Annotated in this window: 29 protein-coding genes and 1 riboswitch; of the genes, 6 read left to right on the forward strand and 23 right to left on the reverse strand. The window is 41.3% G+C overall.

Annotation, left to right across the window (positions count from 1 at the left end):
* Positions 1 to 228: 228 nt before the first annotated feature.
* The 5 genes from KOL94_RS12260 to KOL94_RS12280 all read right to left on the reverse strand — a co-directional run bounded on the left by KOL94_RS12260 (position 229) and on the right by KOL94_RS12280 (position 3876).
* Entirely contained in the window at positions 229 to 372 is a 144-nt protein-coding gene (locus KOL94_RS12260; RefSeq protein WP_221567767.1) for a YuzK family famiily protein, read from the reverse strand.
* A 243-nt stretch (positions 373 to 615) separates the two neighbouring features.
* Positions 616 to 942: a carboxymuconolactone decarboxylase family protein gene (locus tag KOL94_RS12265; protein ID WP_221567700.1), complete on the reverse strand. Its 327-nt coding sequence runs from the start codon at positions 940 to 942 to the stop codon at positions 616 to 618.
* A gap of 408 nt (positions 943 to 1350) precedes the next feature.
* Positions 1351 to 2172 (reverse strand): MetQ/NlpA family ABC transporter substrate-binding protein, encoded by an 822-nt coding sequence (locus KOL94_RS12270; protein ID WP_221566699.1) that lies wholly within the window; start codon positions 2170 to 2172, stop codon positions 1351 to 1353.
* Positions 2173 to 2189: 17 nt separating this feature from the next.
* A complete protein-coding gene (locus KOL94_RS12275) occupies positions 2190 to 2858 on the reverse strand; it encodes a methionine ABC transporter permease (RefSeq protein WP_221566700.1) in 669 nt (222 codons plus the stop codon).
* A complete protein-coding gene (locus KOL94_RS12280) occupies positions 2836 to 3876 on the reverse strand; it encodes a methionine ABC transporter ATP-binding protein (RefSeq protein WP_221566701.1) in 1041 nt (346 codons plus the stop codon). The genes KOL94_RS12275 and KOL94_RS12280 overlap by 23 nt, the downstream gene beginning before the upstream one ends.
* Positions 3877 to 4062: 186 nt before the next feature.
* Positions 4063 to 4176: riboswitch (SAM riboswitch) on the reverse strand.
* A 215-nt stretch (positions 4177 to 4391) separates the two neighbouring features.
* Between KOL94_RS12280 and KOL94_RS12285 the strand changes: the two genes are divergently transcribed.
* On the forward strand, positions 4392 to 4817 hold the full coding sequence (locus tag KOL94_RS12285; protein WP_221566702.1) for a TlpA disulfide reductase family protein: 426 nt from the start codon (positions 4392 to 4394) through the stop codon (positions 4815 to 4817).
* Here KOL94_RS12285 and KOL94_RS12290 read toward each other — a convergent pair.
* The 9 genes from KOL94_RS12290 to KOL94_RS12330 form a co-directional block, all read right to left on the reverse strand.
* Positions 4785 to 5138 carry a hypothetical protein gene (locus tag KOL94_RS12290; protein ID WP_221566703.1) on the reverse strand — a complete coding sequence of 118 codons (354 nt, stop codon included), beginning with the start codon at positions 5136 to 5138 and terminating at the stop codon, positions 4785 to 4787. The two genes, KOL94_RS12285 and KOL94_RS12290, sit on opposite strands and share 33 nt — an antisense overlap.
* A 220-nt stretch (positions 5139 to 5358) precedes the next feature.
* Positions 5359 to 6696, reverse strand: coding sequence for an anti-sigma factor domain-containing protein (locus tag KOL94_RS12295; RefSeq protein WP_483298075.1), 1338 nt, complete (start codon positions 6694 to 6696; stop codon positions 5359 to 5361).
* Positions 6697 to 6724: 28 nt separating this feature from the next.
* The gene (gene sigI, locus KOL94_RS12300; RefSeq protein ID WP_311775135.1) at positions 6725 to 7495 is read right to left on the reverse strand and encodes an RNA polymerase sigma-I factor; all 771 of its coding nucleotides are present in this window, start codon (positions 7493 to 7495) and stop codon (positions 6725 to 6727) included.
* A 377-nt stretch (positions 7496 to 7872) separates the two neighbouring features.
* Entirely contained in the window at positions 7873 to 8196 is a 324-nt protein-coding gene (locus KOL94_RS12305; protein WP_221566705.1) for a thioredoxin family protein, read from the reverse strand.
* 26 nt (positions 8197 to 8222) lie between these two features.
* Positions 8223 to 9296 (reverse strand): PQQ-dependent sugar dehydrogenase, encoded by a 1074-nt coding sequence (locus tag KOL94_RS12310; protein WP_221566706.1) that lies wholly within the window; start codon positions 9294 to 9296, stop codon positions 8223 to 8225.
* Positions 9293 to 9652, reverse strand: a complete 360-nt coding sequence (locus KOL94_RS12315; RefSeq protein ID WP_221566707.1) for a toprim domain-containing protein — start codon at positions 9650 to 9652, stop codon at positions 9293 to 9295. The genes KOL94_RS12310 and KOL94_RS12315 overlap by 4 nt, the downstream gene beginning before the upstream one ends.
* 884 nt (positions 9653 to 10536) lie before the next feature.
* Complete coding sequence (locus KOL94_RS12320) at positions 10537 to 10779, reverse strand: YusG family protein (protein WP_221566708.1); 243 nt, start codon at positions 10777 to 10779, stop codon at positions 10537 to 10539.
* A 173-nt stretch (positions 10780 to 10952) separates the two neighbouring features.
* A complete protein-coding gene (gcvH, locus tag KOL94_RS12325; RefSeq protein WP_221566709.1) occupies positions 10953 to 11336 on the reverse strand; it encodes a glycine cleavage system protein GcvH in 384 nt (127 codons plus the stop codon).
* A gap of 94 nt (positions 11337 to 11430) precedes the next feature.
* Positions 11431 to 11787, reverse strand: coding sequence for an arsenate reductase family protein (locus tag KOL94_RS12330; RefSeq protein ID WP_221566710.1), 357 nt, complete (start codon positions 11785 to 11787; stop codon positions 11431 to 11433).
* Between the two features lie 252 nt (positions 11788 to 12039).
* On the opposite strand from KOL94_RS12330, the gene KOL94_RS12335 reads away from it, so the two are divergent.
* A complete protein-coding gene (locus tag KOL94_RS12335; protein ID WP_221566711.1) occupies positions 12040 to 12693 on the forward strand; it encodes a LysE family translocator in 654 nt (217 codons plus the stop codon).
* A gap of 308 nt (positions 12694 to 13001) precedes the next feature.
* Here the strand turns inward: KOL94_RS12335 and KOL94_RS12340 are convergent, their stop codons facing one another.
* The 5 genes from KOL94_RS12340 to KOL94_RS12360 all read right to left on the reverse strand — a co-directional run bounded on the left by KOL94_RS12340 (position 13002) and on the right by KOL94_RS12360 (position 20493).
* Positions 13002 to 14786 carry an acyl-CoA dehydrogenase family protein gene (locus tag KOL94_RS12340; protein WP_221566712.1) on the reverse strand — a complete coding sequence of 595 codons (1785 nt, stop codon included), beginning with the start codon at positions 14784 to 14786 and terminating at the stop codon, positions 13002 to 13004.
* A gap of 15 nt (positions 14787 to 14801) precedes the next feature.
* A complete protein-coding gene (locus KOL94_RS12345; protein ID WP_221566713.1) occupies positions 14802 to 15983 on the reverse strand; it encodes an acetyl-CoA C-acetyltransferase in 1182 nt (393 codons plus the stop codon).
* Positions 15984 to 15995: 12 nt separating this feature from the next.
* Positions 15996 to 18392, reverse strand: a complete 2397-nt coding sequence (locus KOL94_RS12350) for a 3-hydroxyacyl-CoA dehydrogenase/enoyl-CoA hydratase family protein (protein ID WP_221566714.1) — start codon at positions 18390 to 18392, stop codon at positions 15996 to 15998.
* 310 nt (positions 18393 to 18702) lie between these two features.
* Positions 18703 to 19200: a DinB family protein gene (locus tag KOL94_RS12355; protein ID WP_221566715.1), complete on the reverse strand. Its 498-nt coding sequence runs from the start codon at positions 19198 to 19200 to the stop codon at positions 18703 to 18705.
* A 375-nt stretch (positions 19201 to 19575) separates the two neighbouring features.
* Complete coding sequence (locus tag KOL94_RS12360; RefSeq protein WP_221566716.1) at positions 19576 to 20493, reverse strand: proline dehydrogenase family protein; 918 nt, start codon at positions 20491 to 20493, stop codon at positions 19576 to 19578.
* 210 nt (positions 20494 to 20703) lie between these two features.
* Here KOL94_RS12360 and KOL94_RS12365 point away from each other — a divergent pair, with 210 nt between their 5' ends.
* From KOL94_RS12365 to KOL94_RS12375, 3 genes are all read left to right on the forward strand, one after another.
* Positions 20704 to 21156, forward strand: coding sequence for a helix-turn-helix domain-containing protein (locus KOL94_RS12365; protein WP_221566717.1), 453 nt, complete (start codon positions 20704 to 20706; stop codon positions 21154 to 21156).
* 76 nt (positions 21157 to 21232) lie between these two features.
* Positions 21233 to 21508 (forward strand): hypothetical protein, encoded by a 276-nt coding sequence (locus KOL94_RS12370; RefSeq protein WP_221566718.1) that lies wholly within the window; start codon positions 21233 to 21235, stop codon positions 21506 to 21508.
* Between the two features lie 13 nt (positions 21509 to 21521).
* Positions 21522 to 21848, forward strand: a complete 327-nt coding sequence (locus KOL94_RS12375) for a spore coat protein (RefSeq protein WP_221566719.1) — start codon at positions 21522 to 21524, stop codon at positions 21846 to 21848.
* 563 nt (positions 21849 to 22411) lie between these two features.
* On the opposite strand, the gene KOL94_RS12380 is transcribed toward KOL94_RS12375, so the two are convergent.
* The 3 genes from KOL94_RS12380 to KOL94_RS12390 form a co-directional block, all read right to left on the reverse strand.
* Positions 22412 to 22663 (reverse strand): YusU family protein, encoded by a 252-nt coding sequence (locus tag KOL94_RS12380; RefSeq protein ID WP_221566720.1) that lies wholly within the window; start codon positions 22661 to 22663, stop codon positions 22412 to 22414.
* 67 nt (positions 22664 to 22730) lie between these two features.
* A complete protein-coding gene (locus KOL94_RS12385) occupies positions 22731 to 23381 on the reverse strand; it encodes a response regulator (RefSeq protein WP_221566721.1) in 651 nt (216 codons plus the stop codon).
* On the reverse strand, positions 23371 to 24975 hold the full coding sequence (locus KOL94_RS12390) for a GAF domain-containing sensor histidine kinase (protein WP_221566722.1): 1605 nt from the start codon (positions 24973 to 24975) through the stop codon (positions 23371 to 23373). Before KOL94_RS12390 ends, KOL94_RS12385 begins: the two co-directional genes overlap by 11 nt.
* Before the next feature lie 211 nt (positions 24976 to 25186).
* Between KOL94_RS12390 and KOL94_RS25265 the strand changes: the two genes are divergently transcribed.
* Positions 25187 to 25321: a hypothetical protein gene (locus tag KOL94_RS25265; protein ID WP_260412302.1), complete on the forward strand. Its 135-nt coding sequence runs from the start codon at positions 25187 to 25189 to the stop codon at positions 25319 to 25321.
* Between the two features lie 217 nt (positions 25322 to 25538).
* Here KOL94_RS25265 and KOL94_RS12395 read toward each other — a convergent pair whose 3' ends face one another.
* Positions 25539 to 26093, reverse strand: coding sequence for an NADPH-dependent FMN reductase (locus KOL94_RS12395; RefSeq protein WP_221566723.1), 555 nt, complete (start codon positions 26091 to 26093; stop codon positions 25539 to 25541).
* Positions 26094 to 26142 lie beyond the last annotated feature (49 nt).

Genomic DNA, 26142 nt, shown 5'->3' on the forward strand with positions numbered 1-26142 from the left:
TTCTAATTTTATAACAAATTAAAATAATTCTCAATACCAATCCAGAAAATATAAGTGGTTTTACATGCTAATTGAGAATAAAGCTTTCTTATTGAAATCAACATTGATTCTTTTCCGTGTTGAAAAATGTGCGTAAAACCAACGAAAGGACCTTATCAGTATCCGATAAGGTCCTTGATATATACGCTTTTTTTACTTATTATTGCAATGTTTCTTGATTGTTGATCATTAAGACTTATTGACTTTACCCGTAAATTCGTTGAGCATTTGTTGACTTTCTTTGTACTCCTGCTCTCTCTTACGTTCGATTTTCAATCGTTCTTCTAGGTTGCGATCATACTCAGCATAACCTATACCATGAGCCTGATGCATGGCCTTTTCCATTTCACCAGTATGGTTAGTGTCAATAGGGTGGATAATGAATCAATCCTTTCAAGTTTTTGAATTTTCACTACACTCTATACCCTACCAATATGAAACTAAAACTCCAAATATGATATAGAATGATTATTTCTTCTAAGAAACCTTATGAAGGAGTGGTGTCATATTAGGGTCCCTATTTCTATAATTGCCCCTCATACATCCGATTTCCTCGATATTCCTTGGGTTTCGTTCTTAGTGTTTCATCTGATTCAAATCCGTAATCGCTTCTTGCACAAGGGTTACAGATTGACTCATAGCTGCTCCACCGCCGAATGCAGCACAAACACCTACTGCTTCTAAAATTTCCTGTTCACTGCAACCTTGATCTAGACACCCTTTTGTATGGTAGATGATGCAATACTCATCCTGGGAGTAAATACTGATCCCCAGTGCAATCAATTGTTTTTCCTTTTTGCTCAGCTTCCCGGCTTTAAAACAAGATTCTGTAAATGCATTGTACTTTCTTGCAAGATCCGGTATTTTTTCAGTGAAGATTCCTAAGCCTTCCTTGTAATCCATTAATGCTGCTTCTGTAGGACTGCCTGGTTGTTGACCTTGTTGGTTTTTATTATCATTCAATTCGATCACTCCTCATTCGATAAAATCAACATTAATTAGTATGATTCTTCTCGTAAAAAGATATCCGCGAGAAATGCTCTATGTAGAATCATTTTCTTTCGGTTTTCGGGGGTTTTTGGGGCTCATGGAGCACTTGCATCCGGTATTACACCTAAGTGCTTTATGAAGCTTTGCACTGTTTACACTTAGGCGGTTCCAGCCGTGATTTCATGTATCCCGATTCCGACCAGGGGTAACTTTTAACAAGGAATGGTGCAAATTAACGTACTAACGTGCACCTTAACCAAAAAAGACCCATTCATTTGTTTAAAAAAAGAGTGCCGACCTATGCCAGCACTCTGAATCACATTATTCGTTTACAGGAACGACTGCTCCTTTATATTCTTTTTTAATGAAGTCCTGGATTTCTTTAGATTGCAGCACTTCTACAAGTGTCTTGATCTTCTTGTCATCTTTATCGCCTTTGTTCACTGCGACAATATTTACATATTCCGAGTCGGATCCTTCTAGAGCAATCGCATCTTTTTGCGGATCGAGTCCTGCATCAATTGCATAGTTCGTGTTGATGACGACAGCGTCTCCTTCACCGTTTTTATAAATTTTCGGTAGTAACCCTGCTTCCACATCAGTCTTGAAGTTGATTTCCTTCGGATTTTCAGCAATGTCTTTGACAGTTGCTTTATCTACATCAACGCCTTCTTTCAACTTGATCAAACCTTCTTTTTCAAGCAAGCTGAGAATACGGCCATGCTCTCCGACAGAGTTGCTCATAATGATCGTTCCTTTTTTAGGAAGCTCGTCTAAGCTTTTATGATCCTTCGAGTATACACCCATTGGTTCAATGTGCACCCCACCAGCGTTTTCAAAATCATAACTTTTGTTATCTTTCATTTGTGATTCCATATACGGTACGTGTTGGAAGAAGTTTGCATCCAATTCTCCAGCAGCAAGCATTTGGTTCGGTGTCACATAGTCTTGAAGCTTTTCGATTTCAAGCTTGATTCCTTTCTCCTCAAGGATGGGCTGTGCTTCCTCAAGAATCTCAGCATGTGGTACGTTCGATGCACCGACGACAAGTTCTTGCTCATCTCCGGCTGAACCACCTTTACCACAAGCCGCCAATACGGAAATGATAAGTACAGTTGTTAAAAGTGTTATTAGTTTTTTCATATTGTTATCCCTCCAAATTATCGTTTATCTGTTTGTTGAGTTAAGAAATCGCCTATCCACTGGATGATGAATACGATGATTAATATGATTACTGTAGCAACGAATGTTACGTCATTCTGATAACGCTGGAATCCATCCAGATACGCAAGTGTCCCTAAACCGCCTGCACCGACTACACCTGCCATCGCGATATACGAAATCAAGGCGATTGCTGTCACAGTGATACCGGAGATCAGTGCCGGCAATGATTCAGGCAAAAGCACTTTGTATATGATTTGCCCATCTGTTGCTCCCATCGATTTTGCTGCTTCGATGACGCCTTTATCGATCTCGCGCAACGCAATTTCAACCATCCTAGAATAGAATGGTGCAGCCCCGATGATCAGAGCTGGCAGTGCAGCATTTGCGCCAAGCATTGTGCCGATCAACCATGTTGTAAAAGGTACTAAAAGAATGATCAAAATAATGAACGGGATGGATCTGAAAATATTCACAAATCCAGCAATGACTGAATGGATTGCTTTGTTCTGCCAAAGGTTCCCCTTACCAGTTAGGAACAATAATAAGCCTAATATGATTCCAAGGATGAATGTGGTACCTACTGAAATTGCTGTCATATAAAGGGTCTCAACTGTAGCTTCCCACATATCCTCCCAATCTACGTTAGGTAACATTGTTGTCAACATCTGTGATCACCTCGACTTCCACTTGCTGTTGTTGAATAAAATAGATGGCTTCCTTTACTGTGTCAGGCTCTCCATCAATTTTAATGAATAATGTTCCATATGCCCCGTCTCTTGTTTGCGAAATCTTTCCTTGAAGGATGTTGACATCGACATCAAACTTTCTGATCAGATCACTTATGAGCGGTCGTTCAGCTGTGCCGCCGACAAAAGTGAGTTTGACGATTTTAGAATGGTCCCCTTTTTGAATCAGGTGCTGGATTGTTTCATCCGTTTCTTCAGGTTCTGTCACCTGTTTAACGAAATCCTGTGTTATCGTCCTCTTCGGCGTCTTGAACACATCTAGGACGTTACCTTCTTCGACAACTTGACCGTCCTCCATTACTGCCACCCGGTTACAGATTTTTCGGATAACATGCATCTCATGTGTAATCAGTACGATCGTCAGACCAAGTTTTTGATTGATATCTACAAGAAGTTTCAAGATCGAGTCGGTTGTTTTCGGATCCAATGCTGATGTTGCTTCGTCACAAAGTAAAACATCTGGATTGTTCGCTAATGCTCTTGCAATCCCTACACGCTGTTTTTGTCCACCACTTAGCTGTGAAGGGTAGGAATCTCCTCTCCCGGACAATCCAACCAGATCGATCAATTCATCGACTCGTTTCACACGTTCTCCCCTGCTTACCCCAGCAATCTCCAAGGGAAAGGCTATATTTTCACGGACAGTACGTGACCAGAGCAGATTGAAATGCTGAAAAATCATTCCGATATTCTGTCTCGCGATCCTCAGCTGCTTGTTGTTGAAAGTAGTCAATGACTTTCCATTGATATCGACTGAACCCTCAGTCGGTTTCTCCAGCATATTAAGCATCCGGATCAGTGTACTCTTCCCTGCACCGCTGTATCCAATAACCCCGAATATTTCACCCTTTTCAATATTCAGATTGACGCCGTCTACTGCATTGACGACTCCATCTTTTGTATAGAAAACTTTCTTGATGTCTTTCAAAGTAATCATGATGTTCAGCCCTTTCTTTCTCTTATCCTCTGCTAAAGTGCTGTCCTTTACGTATAAAAAAACCTTGGTAGCCAAGGCCTTAGCGCATTTGACCTTCTATCGAAGAAAGTATTCCATACTTTCTTTAAATGCAAAAAGCCTTTCCGCTCTGAAAATGAGCAGAAAGGCTGAATGTTCAGTCTCTCCATCTCATCTTCCAAAGCATTACACTTTGCAGGATTTGGCACCTTCTCAAACCATGTCCGGTTCGCTGGTTGCCGGGCTTCACAGGGCCAGTCCCTCCGCCGCTCTCGATAAGATTCGATATATATCCGATACGTTTTATCGGTTTACTTTATTTAAGCATGAATGCATTGTAGCACGGGATATTTTTAAGTGTCAACAAAATAATATTCGCTTTATTACTCTTACTGAATTTTTGTGACAAAATCGTGTCAGTTCGCACTCTATATCGACATGTGTTAATTTCAATATTGAATGGTATGAATTTGACTGAAAAAGGAGTTTAGGAACATATGAACAATATCACTTCATTCACTCTTAAGGAATACAAGACGGAGCAAAACGTTAACCTATCAGACTTTACGGGGAAACCTGTCATCATCCAATTCTGGGTGGCATGGTGTCCTGATTGTATGCGGGAACTACCACTTCTTGAGCAGTTCTATAAGTCGATGAATAACGATGAAATCACCGTATTGACGGTCAACGTCATCGGCAGAGAGGGTTCTTTAGAACAGCGGGATCAATTTATCCAAAAAAATAATTTTACTGTCCCCATCCTTCTCGATGAAGGGACTAAAGTTTATGACCAATTCCAATGTAAATCCGTTCCGACAACGATTCTTCTAGATCAAAATCATGAGGAGCAAGCACAGTATACAGATCAAGACTCATTTCAGGACATCTTATACGGCATCTCTCGTTTGCTTTCTCAGTAAGTAGAAGATGGATTCAAGCTTCAGGATCGTACGGTAGGATGCATTTGTTTCAATCTCTCCCTGAGCGATCAGCTCTGTCAGTTTCTGTTTACCTTCCACCAGGGATTGCAGTGCGTTCATCCTGCCATTGATCCTGATGGTATGCTGAGCGACTTCTTCTTTCATGATCACTTTACACGAACGCTTTCGTAAATGTATCGAGACACAATCTTCCCCATCAGCAAGAGAAACGACATAATCATTCAAACGAAAAAACGGTGATAAATAAGATTGTTCCTCAAATCTTTTTGAAAACAAATCAACAATACCGTTTATATGCATATTCCTCTCCTCACTTTTACATAGAGATTGGATCTAATGTTAAATTTCTATGGAGTAAAGCGATTGTCCTTTTAAAATCCTTCGACAGTTTCTCCTTCAGTATTCGATATTTTCAGTAGGCTATATCCGCTACAATACAAAAAGCGCCAGACACTCACTGAATCTGAGTTTGTCTGGCACTATCTTAGTCAATTATTATGTACATAAACACCACAAATCGTCATGGCTTTTTACCATGACTTTCTTTTCCGTGTTTATCTTGATTGGGGTGTGAGTGTTTGTTCATTTTTGATTTTCCATTTTTTTGAGCATGAAAGATGTTGATTTGCAGGCTCTCAAGTAATTTCAATTCCTGAGGGGTCAATTCATCCGCATCTAACCCATGCAGATCCAATTTGATTTTCACCTGCAAATCATTTTTTTCTTCACTCTTTTTAGACGTTTTATCTTGATCAGAATCGCTTCGGCTGTCCTTATCTTCTTTATCTGTTTGATCCTTAGCAGGGGCTGTATTGGCATTTTTTGCTTTCTCTACTGGTTCGGAAACAGGTTCACTTGTAGCAGCCTTTTCTTTTTCAACAGGCTTTTCAACTGCAGTCTTTACTTTATCTGTGACATCATCTTTTATATCATCACTCGCACTTGCTGCCGTTCCTGTTTCATTTGTATCAGGCTCCTCTGTCTCAGCAGGGTTTGTAATGTTTTTTTCATTTTTTGTCTGTTTTATATCTAGACTATTATCCCGCTTAAGATTTCCTACAGATTTGTCAGGCTGATGTTCTTCTTTATCTTCTGTACCAATTGCCTTAGCCATGTACTTATTCAACTCTGAAAAAGAAAGTAGACTGGCTTGGTCGGGGGTGAATGTATGATCAATATTAGAAATGTCTTTAAATACCAGATATTTACCCATGGACAAACCATTTTCTTCTGCAAGCTTTCTAGTAGCTTCTGTTGTTTCTCTTAGTGATAAAACGATTCCCGTATTCTCAATATATTTACTCGCTTTAAGTCTTTCGATCGACTTATTTAAGCGTTTACGCATTTCATCTGATACATTATCATCGTCAATCGTAGACGTGATCAACAGGTCTTCATACGTATCGAAATAACCTGATTCTTTCAAGGTTTTGAATAATGAATCGGAAAATACCAATAAAGATGAGTCTTTATATTCGTCTGAACCTTCAAGCAGGTTTTTTGCATCTTCGTTTAAAGCACGGACTTTGATGACATTCATTTCATTATCAACTGCCACTTCAATACTCGGATTGATATCAAAACTTACGTAAGCAGCAGCAGAGGCTTTGTTCGGGCCAAATGGCATCCCACTTGCAACCAATACGAACACAATGATTGCTACAAGGGAAAGTGAAAATGAAGGCAACAACGTTTTTTTAGGCTGAAAAAATGCATCAGGAATTTCGGATGGACATATATACTCCTGTCCAACCTCAGGTTGTTCTCCTTTTTTCAACCGAACACGTTCAAAACTGCCATCTTTAGTCAAAATCACAGCTTTCCGCTTCGATACTTCCATAATCAAGCCGCGTTTCACTCATTGGTCCCTCCCTTCCAGTAGGATATCAGGAGGGCTCAATGTACGATCTAAGCGATGTGTACCCTCCAATGTAAATCAATGCAATCGCTATTATATACTTTCGATTACGTTCAATCGTTTTACGACTGCAAGAGACCATATTTAATAAATCTTTTATCGGCAGTTGTTTCTTCTCTGTCAAATACGCTGCCAATTTCTCGTTTTCGGCTAATAGCTGCGCGATTTGTTTTGCGTTTTCACGCGCATCGATATGCTTAGGGCAGTTCTTGCTCAACACTTTGAACGTAATGCCGTACCCTTTTAGCAATTCTTGATATTCTTCAATTTCATACACACGGTTTTCGACTTGCAATTGTTGATCATAGTGGCTGATTGCAGCTTGCTGTTCGGCAAAGCTATCTTCAACACGACCTTCTTCATCTGTTTCTTCGGGTTCTAGGAAGACATATCTGTTCTGTCGTGCTTCTTTACGGATAAAATCAATCACACGTCTACGGATGACCATATCCGCAAATGTCAAGAAACGGCTCCCTTGTCCTTCTTGATATTGATTGATCGCTTCGTTGAACGCTGTCAATCCAATACTATATTCGTCACGAGATTGGTCAATATACTGGTTACAAACTTTAGACGTTACTTTTTTGATGAATGGTTGATAATCTTCAAGTAGTTCATTACGGAGGTCCTCATCTCCGCGTGTAATTCTTTTCACCTTATCTTCTATAGTAACTGCTTTGTTTGCTACTGGCTTATTGAATTTTGGTTTCATTACTAAATTCATGTTCATAGATGTCATTATTGTATCCACCTCACTACGGACAAGTTTTTAAACTTAAAATTATCGAGGATGTCCAAACGGAATATATATCAAAAGTTAGAACTTTTTATGCAAAGGATAAAGAATCCATAACTCATTTATATCATTATTTTTGACGTTTGGAGGATACAATTTGATAACAATGTTACAAGCACTTTAATAATTGTAACATAATTTTATTCTGACTGACTTGACTAAATTTTCAAACTTTTACAAGTTCCTCTGTCTTAATTCGACAAATGTTTGCATTATTAGCGGGAAAGCGTTTTCTATGATTTTTTTACCATAAAGAAAAATTTTAGCGAAAAGTGCCATTTTGAAATATATTAGGAAAAAATATCCACCGAAAATCGCTTTTATTTATAAAATTTTTTTATTTCTCCATAAATATGATCCACAGTACGGAACGAATATAGCATTTTAACCAGTTTTCCATCCTCTAAAAAAGCTAGACATGGGACACTTTTAACCTTCCATTGCTTTGCTGTGGTTGGCATTTGATTGATATTTCCGGAGAGGACCATAGGTTTTTCTTGATCGGAAAACACTGCTAATGCAATCTCCAACATTTGATTGGCAAGTTTACAAGTACCGCACAATGGTGTATGGAAAAAGATCACTGCCTGTTCCCTTTTGAATATTCGTTGGATCAACTGTTGCTGGTTTACTTCTTGTATCATGTAACTCCAAGTTCCTTCCTTTATACTTACTCATTATCAAGGGGGAATTTTAATAGACGGTCATCTTCCGGTTCCGGATTACCTCTTCCATCAGTGTTGTTTGTAATCGCGTAAAGGGACCCATTGACGATTTCGACATCTCTCATTCTCCCATACCCCTCAGCGAACGTCCGGCTACTGTTTTTATCCAAATCAAACTCCCTGATCTGTTTCCCTGCTAAAAACGCCACATAAATCTTAGAATCAGATATCGTAAGACCAGAAGGAGCCCATGTATTATCTCCAGAATGAAAAATCGGTTTGATCATTCCTTCGTGTTCTTCATCCCCTCTGATGACCGGCCATCCATAATTACCTCCAGCCACAATTTCGTTGATTTCATCACGATCTGTTGAGCCATGTTCAGAGCTGTACATCTTACCGTCTTTTGTCCAACCTATCCCTTGTGGATTCCTGTGTCCATAAGAATAAACAGGAGAATCACTGAAGGGATTGTCATCTGGGATGGTGCCGTCCAAATTCAGGCGTATAATCTTTCCTGCTAAACTTTTCTGGTCTTGGGCAAGGTCTGGATCACCTGCGTCACCTGTTGTTATATAAAGTTTTTCGTCAGGTCCGACCGCTAAACGTCCTCCGTTATGAATCGGTCCACCAGGGATCCCCTCAAGAAGAATATCGGTTTCTTTCCAAATATCTTCATCTTTTTGGACCTTCACCACACGATTCTGAAGCCGCCCATCTTCTTGATATGTATGATATAGATAGGCTTCTAAGGGCTGACTTCCCTTTACAATATAAAATCCAAGCAATCCACTTTCCGTACGCGAAACGATTTCTTTTGAAACATCTACGGTTTGATTTTGTTTCATACCTTCTGAAATGCTTATGATTTTACCAGGACGTCCTGAAAGATAGTAGACAGTGTCTTCCACGATATTGATTTGCCACGGAACCTCTAGTTCAGTTGCTAACATTTGAATATCTTGATTCTGATTGACAGGTTGAGATTTGGAATCCTTTTCGCCAGGTGAAGTCTTTTCATTTTCAAAACAGCCAGTCATCATTAAAAAAAGCAGGGCAGGCAAAAGAAGTTTCTTCATGTCGCACCTCCGTTCAACAGATAGCTACGGTTGATTTCAAAATTTGCGTTTAAAAGAATTTTAGCGAGGTACATAAGTGGGGTCTCCGCTACCTCTTTATAGATGCTTTGGGTGTACAAATGTCTTGCATTCGGAAGTTCCCTTTTTAAAATTTTCCTCAGTTTATGTCCAGCATCATCTTCATCGACGAGGATATAAATGTCTCGATGCTCTATGGATTCAATAAGTTCTTCAAGTTTTGTAAAGCTTATCGTCCCATGTGTACAGATGATTTCCACAGGTTCATCCAGTAGTTTACGTACCTTTTCACGGTCTGTTTTCCCCTCGACGATCAGCACTTTCTTATCTGTATCCATTTATCGTTCCCACCTGTTTCCTTATCGGTTAAAGAATACTTTTATTATAGATTTTGTTATTTTTACGAAATTCACTCCTTAATTGCCGTAACGGACACAGGAGACCTTATTTATTCATTATTGAAACGAATGTAGAAAATAACGGACACCAGGGCTCTTATTTCGTTAAAATCTTAGTAAATCAGCTCATTTGGTCACAAATAACGTCTCTGGTGTCCGTTAAAATTCTAAAAGACGCTTTTTGTTACAAATAACGCCTCTCCTGTCCGTTATTCTTTCCTTATAAGTTACTATTTCCGCAGGAGTGTTACGAATTTTGCGCGAAATCAAGCTGTGCCATTGGTTGAATCTCGTTTAATCTGTTTTCAGAAAGTTTGTTGCTAATGACCTTTTTAATTTGATGTAGAAGTTGATGAAACCTGTAAGCGCTGGAAATATACGAGACTCCTGCGGGAATTGCGGGCCAAGCGAGACCCTACACTTTTTAAAAGGATCTTCGACTATAATAATGAACTTCGACTAAACACCACCACGTCCTATGGTGAACGTCGAAGCCAGCATAAGGAAAGCTTCTTAGAATTCCTATCGCAGACACGAAAATGATTTCATTTTTGTGTTGACATCCTGTACAAGTGAAGAGGCTTGCGGAAGTAGGTAAATGCAAGGATGTGCTGTCTAGCTCAGCGACCAATCACTTGGATCACTTCAAACTTCCTGCGGCGGTGACAGCCTCCTCGTCAGTTTTCCAGTGACCTGCGTGCCTGACCGGGTCGCTTCCGCTTTTGTCTAGCCCGCGGAAAGGGAGTGAAATCGCAGAAATTAATAATTAAAGAAAAAACAAAGCTAAAAAAAGAAAAAAGCAGCGGATCACACTGGACCGCTGCTTAGCACCAACCAAATTCACAATCATCTACAAGCTGTTGATTTTGAGCAGGCGGGTTTGAATCATGACGATAGATCTTGTCCGAATCAAACTCAAAACCTTCCCCCATCTCATACAGATTACCCTGATTAGTGAAGGTGATTTTACCTATCTTATCTTTGTTCAAGTACAGAGACATAGAACCTTGGTCCATCTTGCCATATACCTTATTCGTAATATCTGTTTTACGAATATCCTGGTCCATCAAGATCACACCCTTCTAAAGATTTGTGTTCAAAAAAGTCAAATCGGCAACATCTTATTTATGATGATTTTTGAACAACCTTTTTCATGGTAGTAATAGAATAACCAACTTAGAAGCAGATGAATCACTTTGATGTTCTGTTTTATGTCCTGTTACTGAGATTATTGCAAATCTTACTCTTCACTTACCATCTTTTGATAATCATCTGCAGACATCAAGTTTTCAAGCTCTGATTCATTAGAAAGCTCAACAACGATCATCCATGCTTTTTCATACGGTGATTCATTGACAAACTCAGGATTATCTTCAAGATCTTCATTTACTTCTAATACTTTTCCGCTTACCGGAGCGTATAATTCAGATACAGTCTTAACGGATTCGACGCTTCCGAATGGCTCGTCCACTTCGATATCATCGTCTACTTCTGGAAGTTCAACGAATACGATATCTCCAAGCTCATCTTGCGCAAAAGAGGTGATTCCGATATAAGCTTTGTTTCCTTCAACTCTTACCCATTCATGTTCTTCTGAATAACGTAATTCCTTTGGATATTCCATTCTTATCCCTCCATAAGTTTCTCATTAAAGTTTAGTTTCTTAAAATGATTCTAATGTAATAGTAATATAAAACAGTATGCTTTCGCAATCTGTTCTATTTCCACGTTTGTTCGAACTGCTCCTCTTTAAAGCCAACTGTTACAGTATTTCCGTCTGTTACAATCGGGCGCTTGATCAACATGCCGTCTGATGCAAGCAGTTCCAGCAGTTCTTCTTCTGAAGAATCTTTCATTCGATCCTTCATGCCGAGTTCGCGATATTTCTTTCCACTCGTATTGAAGAACTTCTTCAGCTCCAGTCCGCTCTTTTGGTAAAGAGAGGTTAACTCTTCTTTTGATGGGGTGTTTTCGACAATATGTACATCCTCGTATGCAACACCATTTTCATCCAGCCATTTCTTCGCCTTCTTACAGGTTGAACAGCTTGGATACTCATAAACTGTTAACGACAATTGGGACACTCCTTACTCAACAATTTCTGTATTTTCTGAAGAGCTTCTATTCTATTTTATCACAACATATTGCCCGACAAACGTATAAAGGCTTATTGCCGAAATTTAATTTAGTTGCAATTAAGGCTGAACAATCTGCAATACCATTTTGAAAGAATGAAGCTTTGCATAGCTTGTTTCATTTTTCGAGTTCTATGTGCTTTCTCAACTTCATTTAATAGGATATGACAAGCTTGTTGAAGGAGAATGCATATGCTCGCCACTGTTTCTGGATACATCCTATTAGGTCTTTCTATCGCAGCTCCGGTCGGTCCTATCAACATCGAAATCATCAAGAGAGGACTTCAGTATGGGTTTTGGCCAGCATTTCTTGTTGGAGCAGGCGGAATCTCCTCTGATCTTACTCTTATGGCACTCATGTTTTTTGGACTTTCCAAAATCATGTCTCTTGCATGGGTGAAAATCATACTGACATTCTTAGGCTGTTTTATCCTATTATATTCAGGCTGGACAAACCTCCGAGCTAACACCCTAAAGATGAAACCTTCAGAAGCTTTCACTTCCATCCCCTCTGGTATCGGCATCCGCTCCTATTTGACGGGTGTCACCATCGCCGCTTCCAATCCAATGAATTTACTTTTCTGGCTCGGGATTTATGGCTCCGTCTTGAATAGTGCACTGCATCAGAACAATCATTTACAATCTTTCATTTTATGCAGTCTCGTTTTTATCGGAATTGGTTTATGGAACCTGAACCTCGCATTTACTGTACACTTCGGCAGACTATTGATGAACACACGTGTCATGAGAGGTGTCAATATCATTGCCAGTCTCGTATTGATCGGATATGGCCTGAAGTTCGGCTATATAGGACTTAGCGAACTGCTGTACATAATCAATTCTTGAAGCCGAAAGTGATCTCCTTCATTAAATTTGTCGGAATGTAAAAGAAGCCCCCATCAGCATTGAGGACCTCCTTTAAGAGAGTGTATTTTTATCTGGAAAAGAGAGTTTTAAAATTTAATAAACAAATCGGTGACGTTTTGAACCTCAGTTTAATTATATGGTTCAAAACGACGACGAATAAGAAACAAGAAGTTCTAGGCACGAAGGTTTCGAGGCCCGGATTGTATCTGTTAATACATGAGGACCGGAGAAACCAAGTAACGCCGAAATTCGCCGTTTATCATTTGGTGACGTTTTGAACTTCAGTTTTAAAGCACATACTTTTCGTCATCTAACAAAACACCAGCAACCTCACGCTTCTTCTTAACAACATTGATTGGTGTGTAACGGGTCAATTTCTTAAGAGCAGAAAGCATCATCCGCAGCTGATCTCCATCTTCGATTGCAACGATGGATTCTTTCGCGTGGGATTCGATTCGCTCAAAGGCTTCCTGACAATAAATTTCTGTGAGACGAATCTTTTGTGCAGCTTTTTCTGCGCCATGTTTTTGGATCGCTTTTTCAGTCCTCAACACGACGGATTCGATGGCATACGCCTCACTTACGATATCCGCGACATTTGAAAGGATTTCTTGCTCATGTTCCAGCTTTTCTCCATATTTTTGGACAGCAAGACCAGCAATCATCAAGAAAATCTTCTTCGCATTTTTCACAAATTGTTTTTCTTGAGCGAGCGGCTCATCACCAAGCTCCTCTGGCATTAACATCATCAGTTCATTTTGAAGCTCTGTCGCCTTTTGAAGGAGCGGCAATTCACCTTTCATTGCTTTACGGAGAAGTGTACCTGGCACCAATAGACGGTTGATTTCATTCGTACCTTCAAAGATTCGATTGATCCTTGAATCCCGGTACATGTTTTCAACTTCATACTCGGACATAAAACCATATCCACCATGGATTTGAACAGCTTCATCAACTACATGGTCCAAAACTTCTGAAGCGAATACTTTATTCAGTGAACACTCGATCGCATATTCCGCAATTCCTTTAGCAAGAAGTGAGCCATCTTTTTGCTCTTCTGGAGATAAGACACCTAAACGGTCCTCATACATTCCGACTGTCCGATAGACGGAACTTTCTGAGGCGTACGTCTTTGCAGCCATTGTCGCAAGCTTCTCCTGGATGAGTGTGAAGCGAGAGATCGGCTGCTTGAACTGTTGACGTTCATTTGCATATTTGATCGATACTTCCAGCGCACGTTTGGCTGCCCCTACACAGCCAACCGCAAGTTTATACCGACCGATATTCAAAATATTGAACGCGATCACATGTCCTCGTCCAGCTTCACCGAGCAGATTTTCTTTCGGTACTAATGCATCATCAAGAATGAGCGTACGAGTAGATGAGCCTTTGATCCCCATCTTCTTTTCCTCTGGCCCTGTTGATACACCTTCATAATCACGCTCTACGATGAATGCTGAAAAATGTTCACCATCGATTTTGGCATAAACCACAAAAACATCTGCAAACGCTGAGTTCGTGATCCATTGTTTCTCACCATTCAACACATAGTGGGTTCCAGCATCATTCAGCTTCGCGACCGTTTTTGCACCTAGCGCATCAGAACCAGAACCTGGCTCAGTCAATGCATATGCTGCGATGCGTTTTCCTGTGGCAAGGTCAGGTAAATACTGTTGCTTCTGTTCTTCATTCCCGAACAAGACGATCGGTAAGGAACCAATCCCGACGTGAGCACCATAGCTTAATGAGAATGAACGTGCTCTTGAAAACTTCTCAGTGATAAGAGAGGAACTGATTTTATCGAGAGCCAGACCACCGTATTCCTCTGGAACATCGGCCCCTAGAAGCCCTAACTCTCCTGCTTTTGTCAGTAAATCCCTCGAAATATCGAACTGATGGTTTTCAATCTTTTCAAGTTGCGGAACGACTTCCTTTACGACAAAATCTTCTGTTGTCTTCCCCATCAAAGCCTGTTCTTCGTTGAAATCCTCTGGTGTAAATACACTCTGCGCTTCTACTTCTTCTATCAGGAAGCTTCCACCTTTTGCTGCTTTTTCTACACTGCTAGACATACCTTCTACCTCCTTTTATGATTGGATCAACTCGAATACTCCAGCGGCTCCCATACCCCCGCCGATACACATTGTGACTACTCCGAACTGCTCGTTTCTTCGTATCATCTCGTGCATTAGCGTTAATGTCAGTTTTGCACCACTGCATCCAAGTGGATGGCCTAATGCGATCGCTCCGCCGTTGACGTTGACTTTTTCTTCATCAAGCCCTAGCTGGCGGATGACCTGCAAAGATTGAGATGCAAATGCTTCATTCAGTTCGAACAATCCAATGTTGGATTGTTCGAGTCCCGCTAGCTTCAATGCTTTTGGAATGGCTTCAACTGGTCCGACTCCCATGATTTCAGGTGCGACACCAGCAACCGCAAATGATCGGAACTTCAAAATCGGTTTCAATCCTTCCGCTTCAGCTTTTTCACGATCCATGACAAGGACAGAAGCTGCACCGTCACTCATCTGGGAGGAGTTCCCTGCCGTAACGCTTCCCTTTGCAGAGAAAGCAGGTCTCAGTTTCCCGAGCACATCAAGTGTTGTATCCGACCGGACTCCTTCATCTGTTGAAAATGTTGTCATTTTTTCTTGCAATTTATTGTTTTCATCGACCCATCGTTTCGGCACTTCCACTGGTACGGTTTCATCTTCAAATTTACCTTCCTGGATAGCTTTTGCAGCCTTCTGGTGGCTCCGTAATGCAAATTGATCCTGATCTTCTCTGGTGATGCCAAATCGGTTTGCAACCTCTTCTGCTGTATAGCCCATTCCCATATAATATTCAGGCCTTGAATCGAGAAGCGCAGCATTCGGCTTAACGACATGCCCTGGAACAGGTACAAGACTCATTGATTCAGCCCCGCCAGCAATGATCGCTTCAGCATGACCGAGCATGATTCGCTCAGCGCCATATGCGATACTTTGCAACCCGGAGGAGCAATATCGGTTGATTGTTATTGCCGGTACATTATCCGGTAATCCTGCGAGACCGCCGATTAAACGAGCCATGTTCATCCCTTGTTCTGCCTCTGGAATCGAACATCCGATGATCAAATCATCGATTGTTCCATCATAGCCACCAGCTCGCTTCAATGTCTCTTTCACTGTCAATGCACCAAGATCATCCGGCCTTACATTGGCAAGTGTTCCTTTTTTCGCTTTTCCGACAGGTGTTCTTGCACCTGCAACAATTACTGCTTCTTGCATCTTCACCCCTCCTTAGTTGCGTAGTGGTTTTCCTTTTACGAGCATATGCTGCATACGTTGTTGTGTCAGCGGTTCCCCTGCAAGACTCAAGAATGCTTCACGCTCAAGGTCCAATAAGTATTGTTCATCAACGAGTGTGCCCTCAGGTACTTTACCCCCAGCAATGACATAGGATAATTTTTTAGCGATTTTCAAATCATGATCTGAAATCATATTGCCGAATTTCATCGTCTGAGCACCGAGGAGCATTGTTGCATATCCGGCTTCCCCAGCTACTGGAATCTTTTTACGTTGAGGTGGTCGGTATCCTCTGTTGTATAAGGAAAGGACTTGTTGTTTCGCGTCGTAGATTAGGTGATCGGCGTTGACACTGATCCCGTCCTGTGGTCGTAAAAATCCAGCTTCCTTCGCTTCATGGGCTGAGGTTGAGACCTTCGCCATCGCAATTGATTCGAATGTTTGGATCGCCAGTTTTTGAAGATCAGGTTTGATATCTTTCGGAACTTGCTCTAACAGGCGCGTGTACAACTCCTTGTTTCCACCGCCTCCAGGTATGATCCCGACTCCCACTTCAACAAGACCCATGTAAGTTTCAAAGGATGCTTGAAGACCTGCTGCAGGCAGCGACACCTCTGTTCCGCCCCCAAGTGTCATGTTGAAAGGAGCAACGACGACTGGCTTCGCACTATAACGTACTCGAGCCATCGTTTGTTGAAATTGTCGGACCATAAAATCAAGTTCAAAGAAGTTGTCATCCTGCGCTTCCATCATGATCAGCATCAGGTTAGCCCCGACACAGAAGTTTTTCCCCTGGTTTCCGATGACAAGTCCTTTATAGTTTTTTTCCACTTCATCAATCGCGTGATGGATCATCTGGATGATATCCGGACCGATCGAATTGTTTTGTGAGTGGAATTCCAGTAAAGCAACTCCGTCACCCAAATCAATGAGACTAGCGCCTGTGTTTTTCCTGATGACTCGATTTTCATTCTTAAGGCGGCTCAAACGGATGATTTTACTATTTTCATTGGCCTGTGTGTACTCGCCCTTATTATAAAATTCAAGATCTGTTCCTTTTTGCTGATAAAATTCTTTTTTGCCTGATTCAAGCATGTCAGTAACCCATGCCGGGACGGTTTCCCCTTCTGCTTTCATGAGTTCAACTGACTTTTCAACACCAATCGCATCCCATGTTTCGAATGGACCCAGTTCCCAGCCAAATCCCCATTTCATTGCGTCATCAATCGCTTTGATATCATCAGCAATCTCATAGGCTTTTTCCGCAGAATAGAGTAGAACTGGTTTTAAAATCGACCAAATCAGCTTTCCAGCACGATCGTCTGCATATACAAGCGCTTTCATTTTATCCGGTAAAGTCTTTGCCTGTTTGCTAGTCTCAGTGGATGCGGTTTTCAACTTTTTACGCGGACCATATTCAAGTGTTTCTGGATCGAGTTCAAGAATCTCGCTCTTCCCATCAACTTTCTTCTTTAAGTAAAATCCTTGCCCGTTCTTGCTGCCAATCCAGCCTTTTTCATTCATCTTCTGCATGAACTCTGGAACTTCAAAAACAGCTTTTTCTTCCCCTTCGACCTGATCATATACGTTCTTGGCAACGTGGATGAAGGTGTCGAGTCCGACGACATCCAATGTACGGAATGTAGCACTCTTCGGACGACCGATCGCTGGCCCTGTCACCGAATCGACTTCCCCTACCGAGTAGCCGTTTTTCAGCATTTCTTGAACGGTAACCAACAATCCATATGTTCCGATCCGGTTTGCGATGAAGTTCGGGGTGTCCTTCGCTTCAACGACTCCCTTACCGAGTACCTCTTCTCCAAACTGATTGATGAACTCAAGCACTTCAGGTTTTGTAGCACTTGTCGGAATGACTTCTAAAAGCTTTAAGTACCGTGGCGGGTTGAAAAAGTGCGTGCCAAGGAAGTGTGCTTTGAAATCTTCACTTCTTCCTTCTGCCATCGCATTGATCGAGATTCCTGATGTATTGGAACTTACAATCGTTCCAGGCTTCCGATACTGCTCGATTTGTTCAAAAACCTTCTTTTTGATACTCAAGTTTTCTACAACGACCTCAATGATCCAATCCACTTCACCTAGCTTTTCAAGATCATCCTCTAAATTCCCCACCTCGATCATCTCCAGGTGATCCTTTGAGCTAAGTGGCGCCGGCTTGTGCTTCAACAATTTTTGTCTAGCCGTTTCTGCCAGCTTGTTCCTCACTTGCGGGTGCTCTAAAGTAAGCCCCTTTGCTTCTTCCTTTTCGGTTAGCTCTCTCGGTACGATATCCAGTAAAACACTCGGGATACCTACGTTAGCTAAATGAGCAGCTATACCTGAACCCATTACACCTGAGCCGATAACAGCCACCTTACGAATCTGATATGACATGATGAACCTCCTTTATATGAATGAATACTCATTCATTTTTTAAGCAAAAAATAGAGCCTTAACTATTATACGTTCAAAAAGAGGTGACGAATAAGGAACAAGAAGTTCCAGGCACGACGGTTTTGAGGACCGGAGCGTATAATATAATACGTGAGAACCGGTAAAACCGAGTAACGCCGAAATTCGCCGTTAATTATTTGATAACTTTTTGAACCTCCTCTATAAATACTATAAGAAATTTTGACCCATTACGCAACACAAATTTCAGAAAATTTTTATGATTGCGTCTTATTTTTATTCTACAAGTAATTCAAGCCGATGGACGATGCATTTTCAGGATTTCCTTGATTTGATCGATATGCCGCTTTTCGTGATAGCCAATGAACTCGATCCACTGTGATAACTTCATAGGTCCGAAAATCGGGTGTGAAAAAGCTCTTTTCTCAAGCAATGAAGGATCTTCTACTTCATCCAACACCTGAATGAGTTTATTTCTTGATTGTTGTAGGGCAACTTTCGCTTCATCCTTTGATTTATAACGTCCTATGGGCCGTACATACTCAGGTGCATCCACAACCGGATACCTTTTGGCCGAACGATAAACCGGGTGGTCGGGTGTTTCTGTGTCTTCTCCATGACAGATTAAGTATTCACTTTGCTTGGTAATGACATGTTCAATCAAAACTAAGTGTTCCAATACTTCCAAAACGGACCATGAATCAATTGAAATACGAGCTTGACCTTGTTCCTCAGGAATTTCATCAATTGTTGCCATCAATTCTTTTCTGCCTTCTTCAAAAACGGACACGTCATCCCTCCTCGAAAACGATAAATATGACTCTTCTTAATCAATGTTCGACAAACCCGTTGTGAATTCCCTTTATTTTTTCATAATATGCTCGATTGGGAGGAGATTGTGTTATTTATTTTTCGCGGAAGAAGTATCCAATATGTTCAGTGTTCAGTATTACGGTTTTTCGATCTGTGCTCCGCTTTTTCTCATTCTGCTGTCCCAATTTTGCTCTGATTCGGACAGTGCTCCGCTTTTTCTATCTCTTCCTGTCCGAAGTTCGGATAATCTTTCGTTTTTCCCCTCTCCCTGCCCATTGTTGCCCCAGATCAACATTAATCCAAAACAAAAAAAGAAACAGACGCGATAGACGGCTGTTTCCACAAATTCTATTTATTTTCCGAAGACACCTTTCAGTACGAATGCTACGTTTGCCGGTCGTTCAGCAAGACGTCGCATGAAGTAGCCATACCAGTCATTTCCGTACGGTACATAGACACGCATCTTGTAACCTTCATCCCGCAGTTGTCGTTGAGCATCGATCCGAATTCCGAAAAGCATTTGGAACTCAAATTGATCATTCGGAATGTTATGCTCTTTTACAATTTCTTTCGTATAAGAGATGATTTCATCGTCATGAGTGGCGATTGCAGTATAGTTTCCATGCAATAGATGCATTTTGATGATTTTCTTAAAATTCTCATCCACATCTTTTTTCTCTGGAAAAGCGACAGAAGGAGATTCCTTATAAGCACCTTTAACTAGCCTTAAGTTAGGGCTGAGTGAATCGAGGTCCTGTATGTCCTCAACTGTTCTATATAAATAAGCCTGTAATACAGTGCCTATATTTTCATATTGTGCTTTCAATTCTTTAAAAATATCAAGTGTAGCCTGGCAGCGCGCTTCGTCTTCCATATCAATCGTAACAAAGACATCATTCTTATCCGCGGCTTCCATAATCCGCATCATGTTTTCTAACACTAATTCACGGCTGATGTCTAATCCCATTGAAGTCAATTTCAATGAAAGCTGTGATTTCAGATTTTTTTTCGCTATCGATTCGATCGCTTCGATACAGTGATCTGTCATCTCTTTTGCTTCATGCTCATTATCGACAAATTCACCAAGGTGATCGATGGTAACGTACAGTCCTTCCTCATTAAGTTTCTGGATAACATTCAAGGAACTTTGTAATGAGGCACCAGCGACAAAACGTCCTGCCCCGAATCGGAGACCGTATTTCTTCGCCAACTTTGTCGCCACTTTATTTTTAGCCATGAACAAAAAGAAATTTTTCAAAATCTTTTCCATAAAAAATCCCCCTATACTGAAAACGGATGCAAAAGGTTGTACACTATATATGAACTAAAACTGTTTTGACTAAACTCAACAGTATTTTAACATTTTTTCGACAACATTTTTACTTTTTTCAAAATTTAATTTTTTCTACTTTAGAATTGTAATTATTCTTGAAAAAGTGTAAAATTACACAAAAGCATTTTTAGGAGAGAAAAATACGAAATGAATATGGATCAGATGATTGAAATCGTATCTTCCAAATTGAAGCTCATCCGTATCGAACATGGATACACCCAAGATAAAATGGCATCCACATTGGGAATTTCTAAAAAAACACTTTTACAAATTGAGAAGCAAAGGACACATGCGAACTGGACGACAGTTGCAGCAGTGGCGGCTTTGTTCCGTAACAGCGAAATATTGAAAACTGCATTAGGGGGGGACCCTGTGGAAATCGTAGAAATTCTCGCTCATCAGGGGATTGATCGTCCGAAAGAACAGACAATGGGTGGTAAAGTATGGTGGAATGATGTAAAGCAGGAGAATGGTTTCAAATTACAGCAAAATTTGATCAGCAAACATTACAGGATTTTGGACGTTGATAATCATCGCTGGTATAGTTCATTTGATGTTGATGAAGCTTATGAACGTCTGGATGAACTCGTTCATTCCTGATATCCATCAAGTTGTATAAGTATCGGACATTGTGGAAACCTAACCTCGACATAATGTTAAATGAGGAGGGAACCCAATGCCACAACAACAACCTCAGAACCAACAAGGGTATATGCCACAGCCCCCGCGTGTCATGACTGGAAAAGATCAGCTATACATTACAGACATGATGAGCTGGAACCTGCTTGCCGCAAAGAAATGCAGTTATTTTGCTAAGCAGTGTCAGGACCAGGAAGTCAAAGCTGCGATTCAACAGGCTGCACAAATGCATACACGTCACTATGATCAGCTTTTGCAGCATCTTCAAAGCCATTTGAACGATCAGACTCAAAACCAGAACATGACGCAATAAGGAGGGTGGTAAGATGAATATTCAAAATCCGGAATCAAACGTCCCAGAAACGCCTGAAATGAATGACCGTGATTTTATCAATGACGTGTTGGCAACCGAAAAATATATGACAGAGGCGTATTCAACTGCAATGAATGAAGCGAGTCATCAAGAGCTTTATCAAGATATTTCCTCGATTGCGAAAGAAACGCAAGATTGCCAGCGTAACCTGTTCAATGTGATGTTCCAAAAAGGCTGGTACACATTTGAACAAGCACAGCCTCAAAAGCTTCAACAGGATTACCAACAGTTTTCGGGTTACAAAAACCAACTCCCTGGCGGAGGAACGGCAATGCAATAAGGTAAAGAAACCTTGGCTAAAGTTGGTGGCTTTTGAGTGGAATTTGCGACACTCCTGCGGGGATATCGAGCCAGATGAGAACCCACAGTTTTTAAAAAGATCTTCGACTATAATAAAGACCTTCGACTAAATTCCACCACGTTCTGTGGTGAACGTCGAAGTCAACACATAGTGAGGAGGCTCGCGGAAGTAGGTAAATGCAATGAAGTGATGTCTAGCTCAGCGACCAGTCACTTGGATCACTTCAAACTTCCTGCGCCGGCAACACATTGATTGACATCGTTAGCCCACGCAGAACCAAGTTCCGAGCCTCCTCGTCAGTCCTCCAGTGATCTGCGGACTAAACGGGTCGCTTCCGCTTTTCTTGTACCCGCGGAAAGGGAGTGAATTTCGCAGCTAATCAACTTAACAAAGTGTGTAAAAAAGAGGGCTGTCCTAAAAGAAAAGTTGTCATACAACTCCAACACAATATTTTCGGAACCAAGGTTTTTCTTAAAATATTGTTAAGTTCGGAGATTCTCAGACACTTTGTGGACAGCCCTCTTCCTTTTATAATCTGTAAATTACTTATTCTGCTCATTCCGATATTGTTCGTTCCGCTCCCGAATCTCCTGGATGAGTTCTTTCATGCCTTCTTTTGCATCAGGATATTGTTCATTCCAATGCTTTACCAGAGGGGGCATCGATTTTGACATATAGGTATACAACGCCCACATCTGCACCTTCTCTTTCAGTTCATCATCCGTTTCACCTAATAGCAAATCAGTATATTTGGTAAGCAGTCCATCAAACTGCTCCCTTAGTTTTTGTTCCATTATCCAATCACCGCCTTCTAACGTTTGTTGTTATTCTATCATAGGACATTCCTAATGTTAAAAAGACTCAAGCATCGAACCACTTGTTCTTCATCGCTAAAATGGCGGCTTGTGTCCGGTCATGCAAACCTAATTTACCGAGGATATTGCTCACATGGGTTTTCACTGTTTTTTCCGTTATGAACAGCTCAGTGGATATTTCTTTGTTGTTCTGCCCAAGTGTGATCTGGCGAAGCACATCTTTTTCCCTAGCAGTCAATTGGTTGAAGCTCTTTTCTGCTTCGTTCGTTTTGGTTCCATTTGAAACGTGACTCAGCAGTTGTGAGGTCGCTGTTGGATGCAGGTGGGTTTCACCAGCATATACCGCTTTGATCGATTTTACGAGTTCATCCGGCTCAATATCCTTTAGTTGGTATCCATCTGCTCCAGCCTGTAGTGCAGGAACGACATGATCCTGATCTGAAAAACTGGTCAGGACGATGATTTTCATGTTCGGGTACTCATTTTTAATTCGTTTTGTCGCTTCAATCCCATCCATCACAGGCATCGTCAAATCCATCAATACGACATCAGGATGTAGAGCATTAACCTGTCGGATCGCCTCTTCACCGTTCGACGCCTCCCCTACCAGATCAATTTCAGACTGCGTTCCGAGAAAGAACCTCAAGCCCTTCAATACCATGAGATGGTCATCCACTAACAATACTTTAATCCCCATCATAACCCTCTCTTTCTTGCTTGATTTGAAAGCGTACTTCAACTGTCGTCCCTACTTCTCTCTGGCTTTCGATTTTCAGCCTACCGCCCATGATTTCCGTGCGCTCTTTCATACTTGAGAGGCCGAAGGACCAGCTATCATGATCTTCACGTATTGTATACCCACAACCCTCGTCTTGAACGCGAAGGATGACTTCATCTTTTTTCCTGCTTAAAAACAGATGGACATCCTGGGTCCTCGCATGTTTATGGACATTATTCAACGCTTCCTGACCGACACGCCACAGTGTTTCTTCAATCATTCTTGGTATATTCCCGACTCCTTTGATTTCTTCGGTCACATTCAGTCCTAATGATTCGCCGTATTTTTTCAGGGAAACAATCACCCCTTCTTCCAAACCAACGGGCTTCAACTGCCAGATCATCGCTCTCATTTCCCCTACAACTTCTTGGGACAAAGCCTGCATTTCACTCAACGACTCTGTAACCATTTCATTGACAGATATCTGTTTTACATATTCTTTCAATCCTCGCGCAGTCAAACTTAAGGAAAACAGTTTTTGGTTCACAGAGTCATGTAAATCACGGGCTAACCGATTCCGTTCTTCAATCAATGCTAATTCACGGCTTTTTTCGAACAGACGCGCTTTTTCCAAGACGAGTGAAAGGTGATCTCCCAGGGCACGCAGTACATCTTCATCAATCTCTTCCGATTGTTCTGCATTTTGATGACCGATTAGACAACCGATCCACTCTTCCCCTATCAATAATGGTATGAGAAAAGACTTTTCCACTGTTAATCCGTAGTGACTTAGTTCCAGTTGAACGGTCTCGTTGGAAAGTGTGGCTGTTAGATCACCATCAGGAGCAATCGGAAAGCGCTTATGTACTTTTTGTGAGTCATTTTGAAAATAAGTCCCTCGTAAGGCAAGGATATTTTCCTCTCTTATGAAGAAAGCTAGTGCATCCAAGTTAAACAATCGACCGATATTTTCAACCGTGCATTGAGGCAGGTGATGAATATCATTCATTTTCCAAATCGAGCGGCTGATTTCATCAAGTTTCGCATATTGCTCCGCCTTTTTCTGTTGAGCTTCATACAATTTTGTCCTTTTGATTGCTGTTCCGATTTGAAATGAGACGGACTGCAACAGGTCCAACTCGTCTTCTGTAAACTCGTTTTTTCCTGGTTCAGCTACATTCAATAACCCGAATTTCTCACCGCCTGCAATAAGCGGGACTGTTGCATGATGTGTAATCCCTTTCGTATCTCCCCAATCGTACTCGATCGCATCTTCAATACGTTTGCAATTGATGATATTGACCGCCTTCTGTAAACGACCATCCCAAACCTTATCCAAGCACCAGCAACCTCCCTCACACATCGGCTTTTTCCCTTCCCAGGACAAAGCAGGCGGCAAGTTGACATCTGCGACGAATGTATAAGTCGGTTCTTTGCCTGTTAAAAAAATCCAACCTGTGGATAACCCTGTCACTTCAAGGAGTTTTTCCAAAACGGATTGAAGCATTTCCTTCAAGTCATTGGATTGATTCAACGTTTCTGCGATTACTTTCAGCGTATGGACTCTCGACATGGCCCCTCCCCATTTCTTCCATCAGACATATGAAAATCCGCCCATTAAAAGACGGATTATACGAAATTAATAGCTTTGTTTTTCTTAATAATTGATTATTGCGAAATTCACTCCCTTTCCACGGACGAACGAAAAGCGGAAGCGACCCGCCTAGTCACGTTGGTCACTGGAAAACTGACGAGGAGGATGTGGCCGCCGCAGGAGGTTTGAAGTGATCCAAGTGACTAGTCGCTTCCATGCTCCAGCTCTAAATCCGCAAGCTTGTTGGCTTCGACGTTCATCACAGGACGTACTTGTACAGGATGTACTGACTTCGACGTTCACCATAGGACGTGGTGGTATTTAGTCGAAGTTCATTCTTATAGTCGAAGGTCCTTTTAAAAACTGCGGGGTAACACCTGGCTCGCTTCTCCCACAGGAGTGTCGTGAATTTCTTTTAAATCAACTTTAAATTCAACAAAGCCCAAATTGAATGTATTTCAAAAACTACGATGTTAAATCAACTAGGACGAATATTCACCATTAATCCTCTGGTGACTTTTCAACCACACTTATATATTTTGCTATTGGATGTTCTGTTCCTGCTTAACATCAAGTTTTTCTGTCAAATCGACAAGGAGGTCGGTAATCATCTGCAGCCGCTCTACTGCTTCACGATCGACCAGTCTATATTCTGCATCATAACAATAAGGATCCGAAACGAATTGATCCGGGAGCACGATTGCGTAAAGTCCTCTTAGAACGGTCCTCATATTGTTCAATGCGTTGATGCCTCCCTTGCTTCCACCAGAAGCTGCAGCAATAGCTGCCGGTTTATGCTTAAAATGGCTTCCCCCGAGGAAATCCAATGCGTTTTTCAATACCCCGCTCATTCCATTATGATATTCAGGGGATGTGATAAAGAACGCATCAGCCTCTTGAGCAGCACTGTAAAGCTTCTGAAGAGATCCATTTTCATCATTGCCTTGATTCCCAGGAAACAACGGGAGTTTATCGGTTCCGAGGTCAAAGTAGTTTACCGTGACTCCCTTTTCCTCTAGCAATTCTTTTACAATATTTGCGATCCCACGTGTTCTCGATTTTTCCATTGGACTGCCATTGATTACTAAGATATTCATTAAAAACCACGCCTTTTATAGTAGTATTCATCTCAGTATAACCGAAACG

It is taken from the genome of Alkalihalobacillus sp. TS-13 (assembly GCF_019720915.1).
In the GTDB taxonomy this organism is placed as follows: domain Bacteria; phylum Bacillota; class Bacilli; order Bacillales; family Fictibacillaceae; genus Pseudalkalibacillus.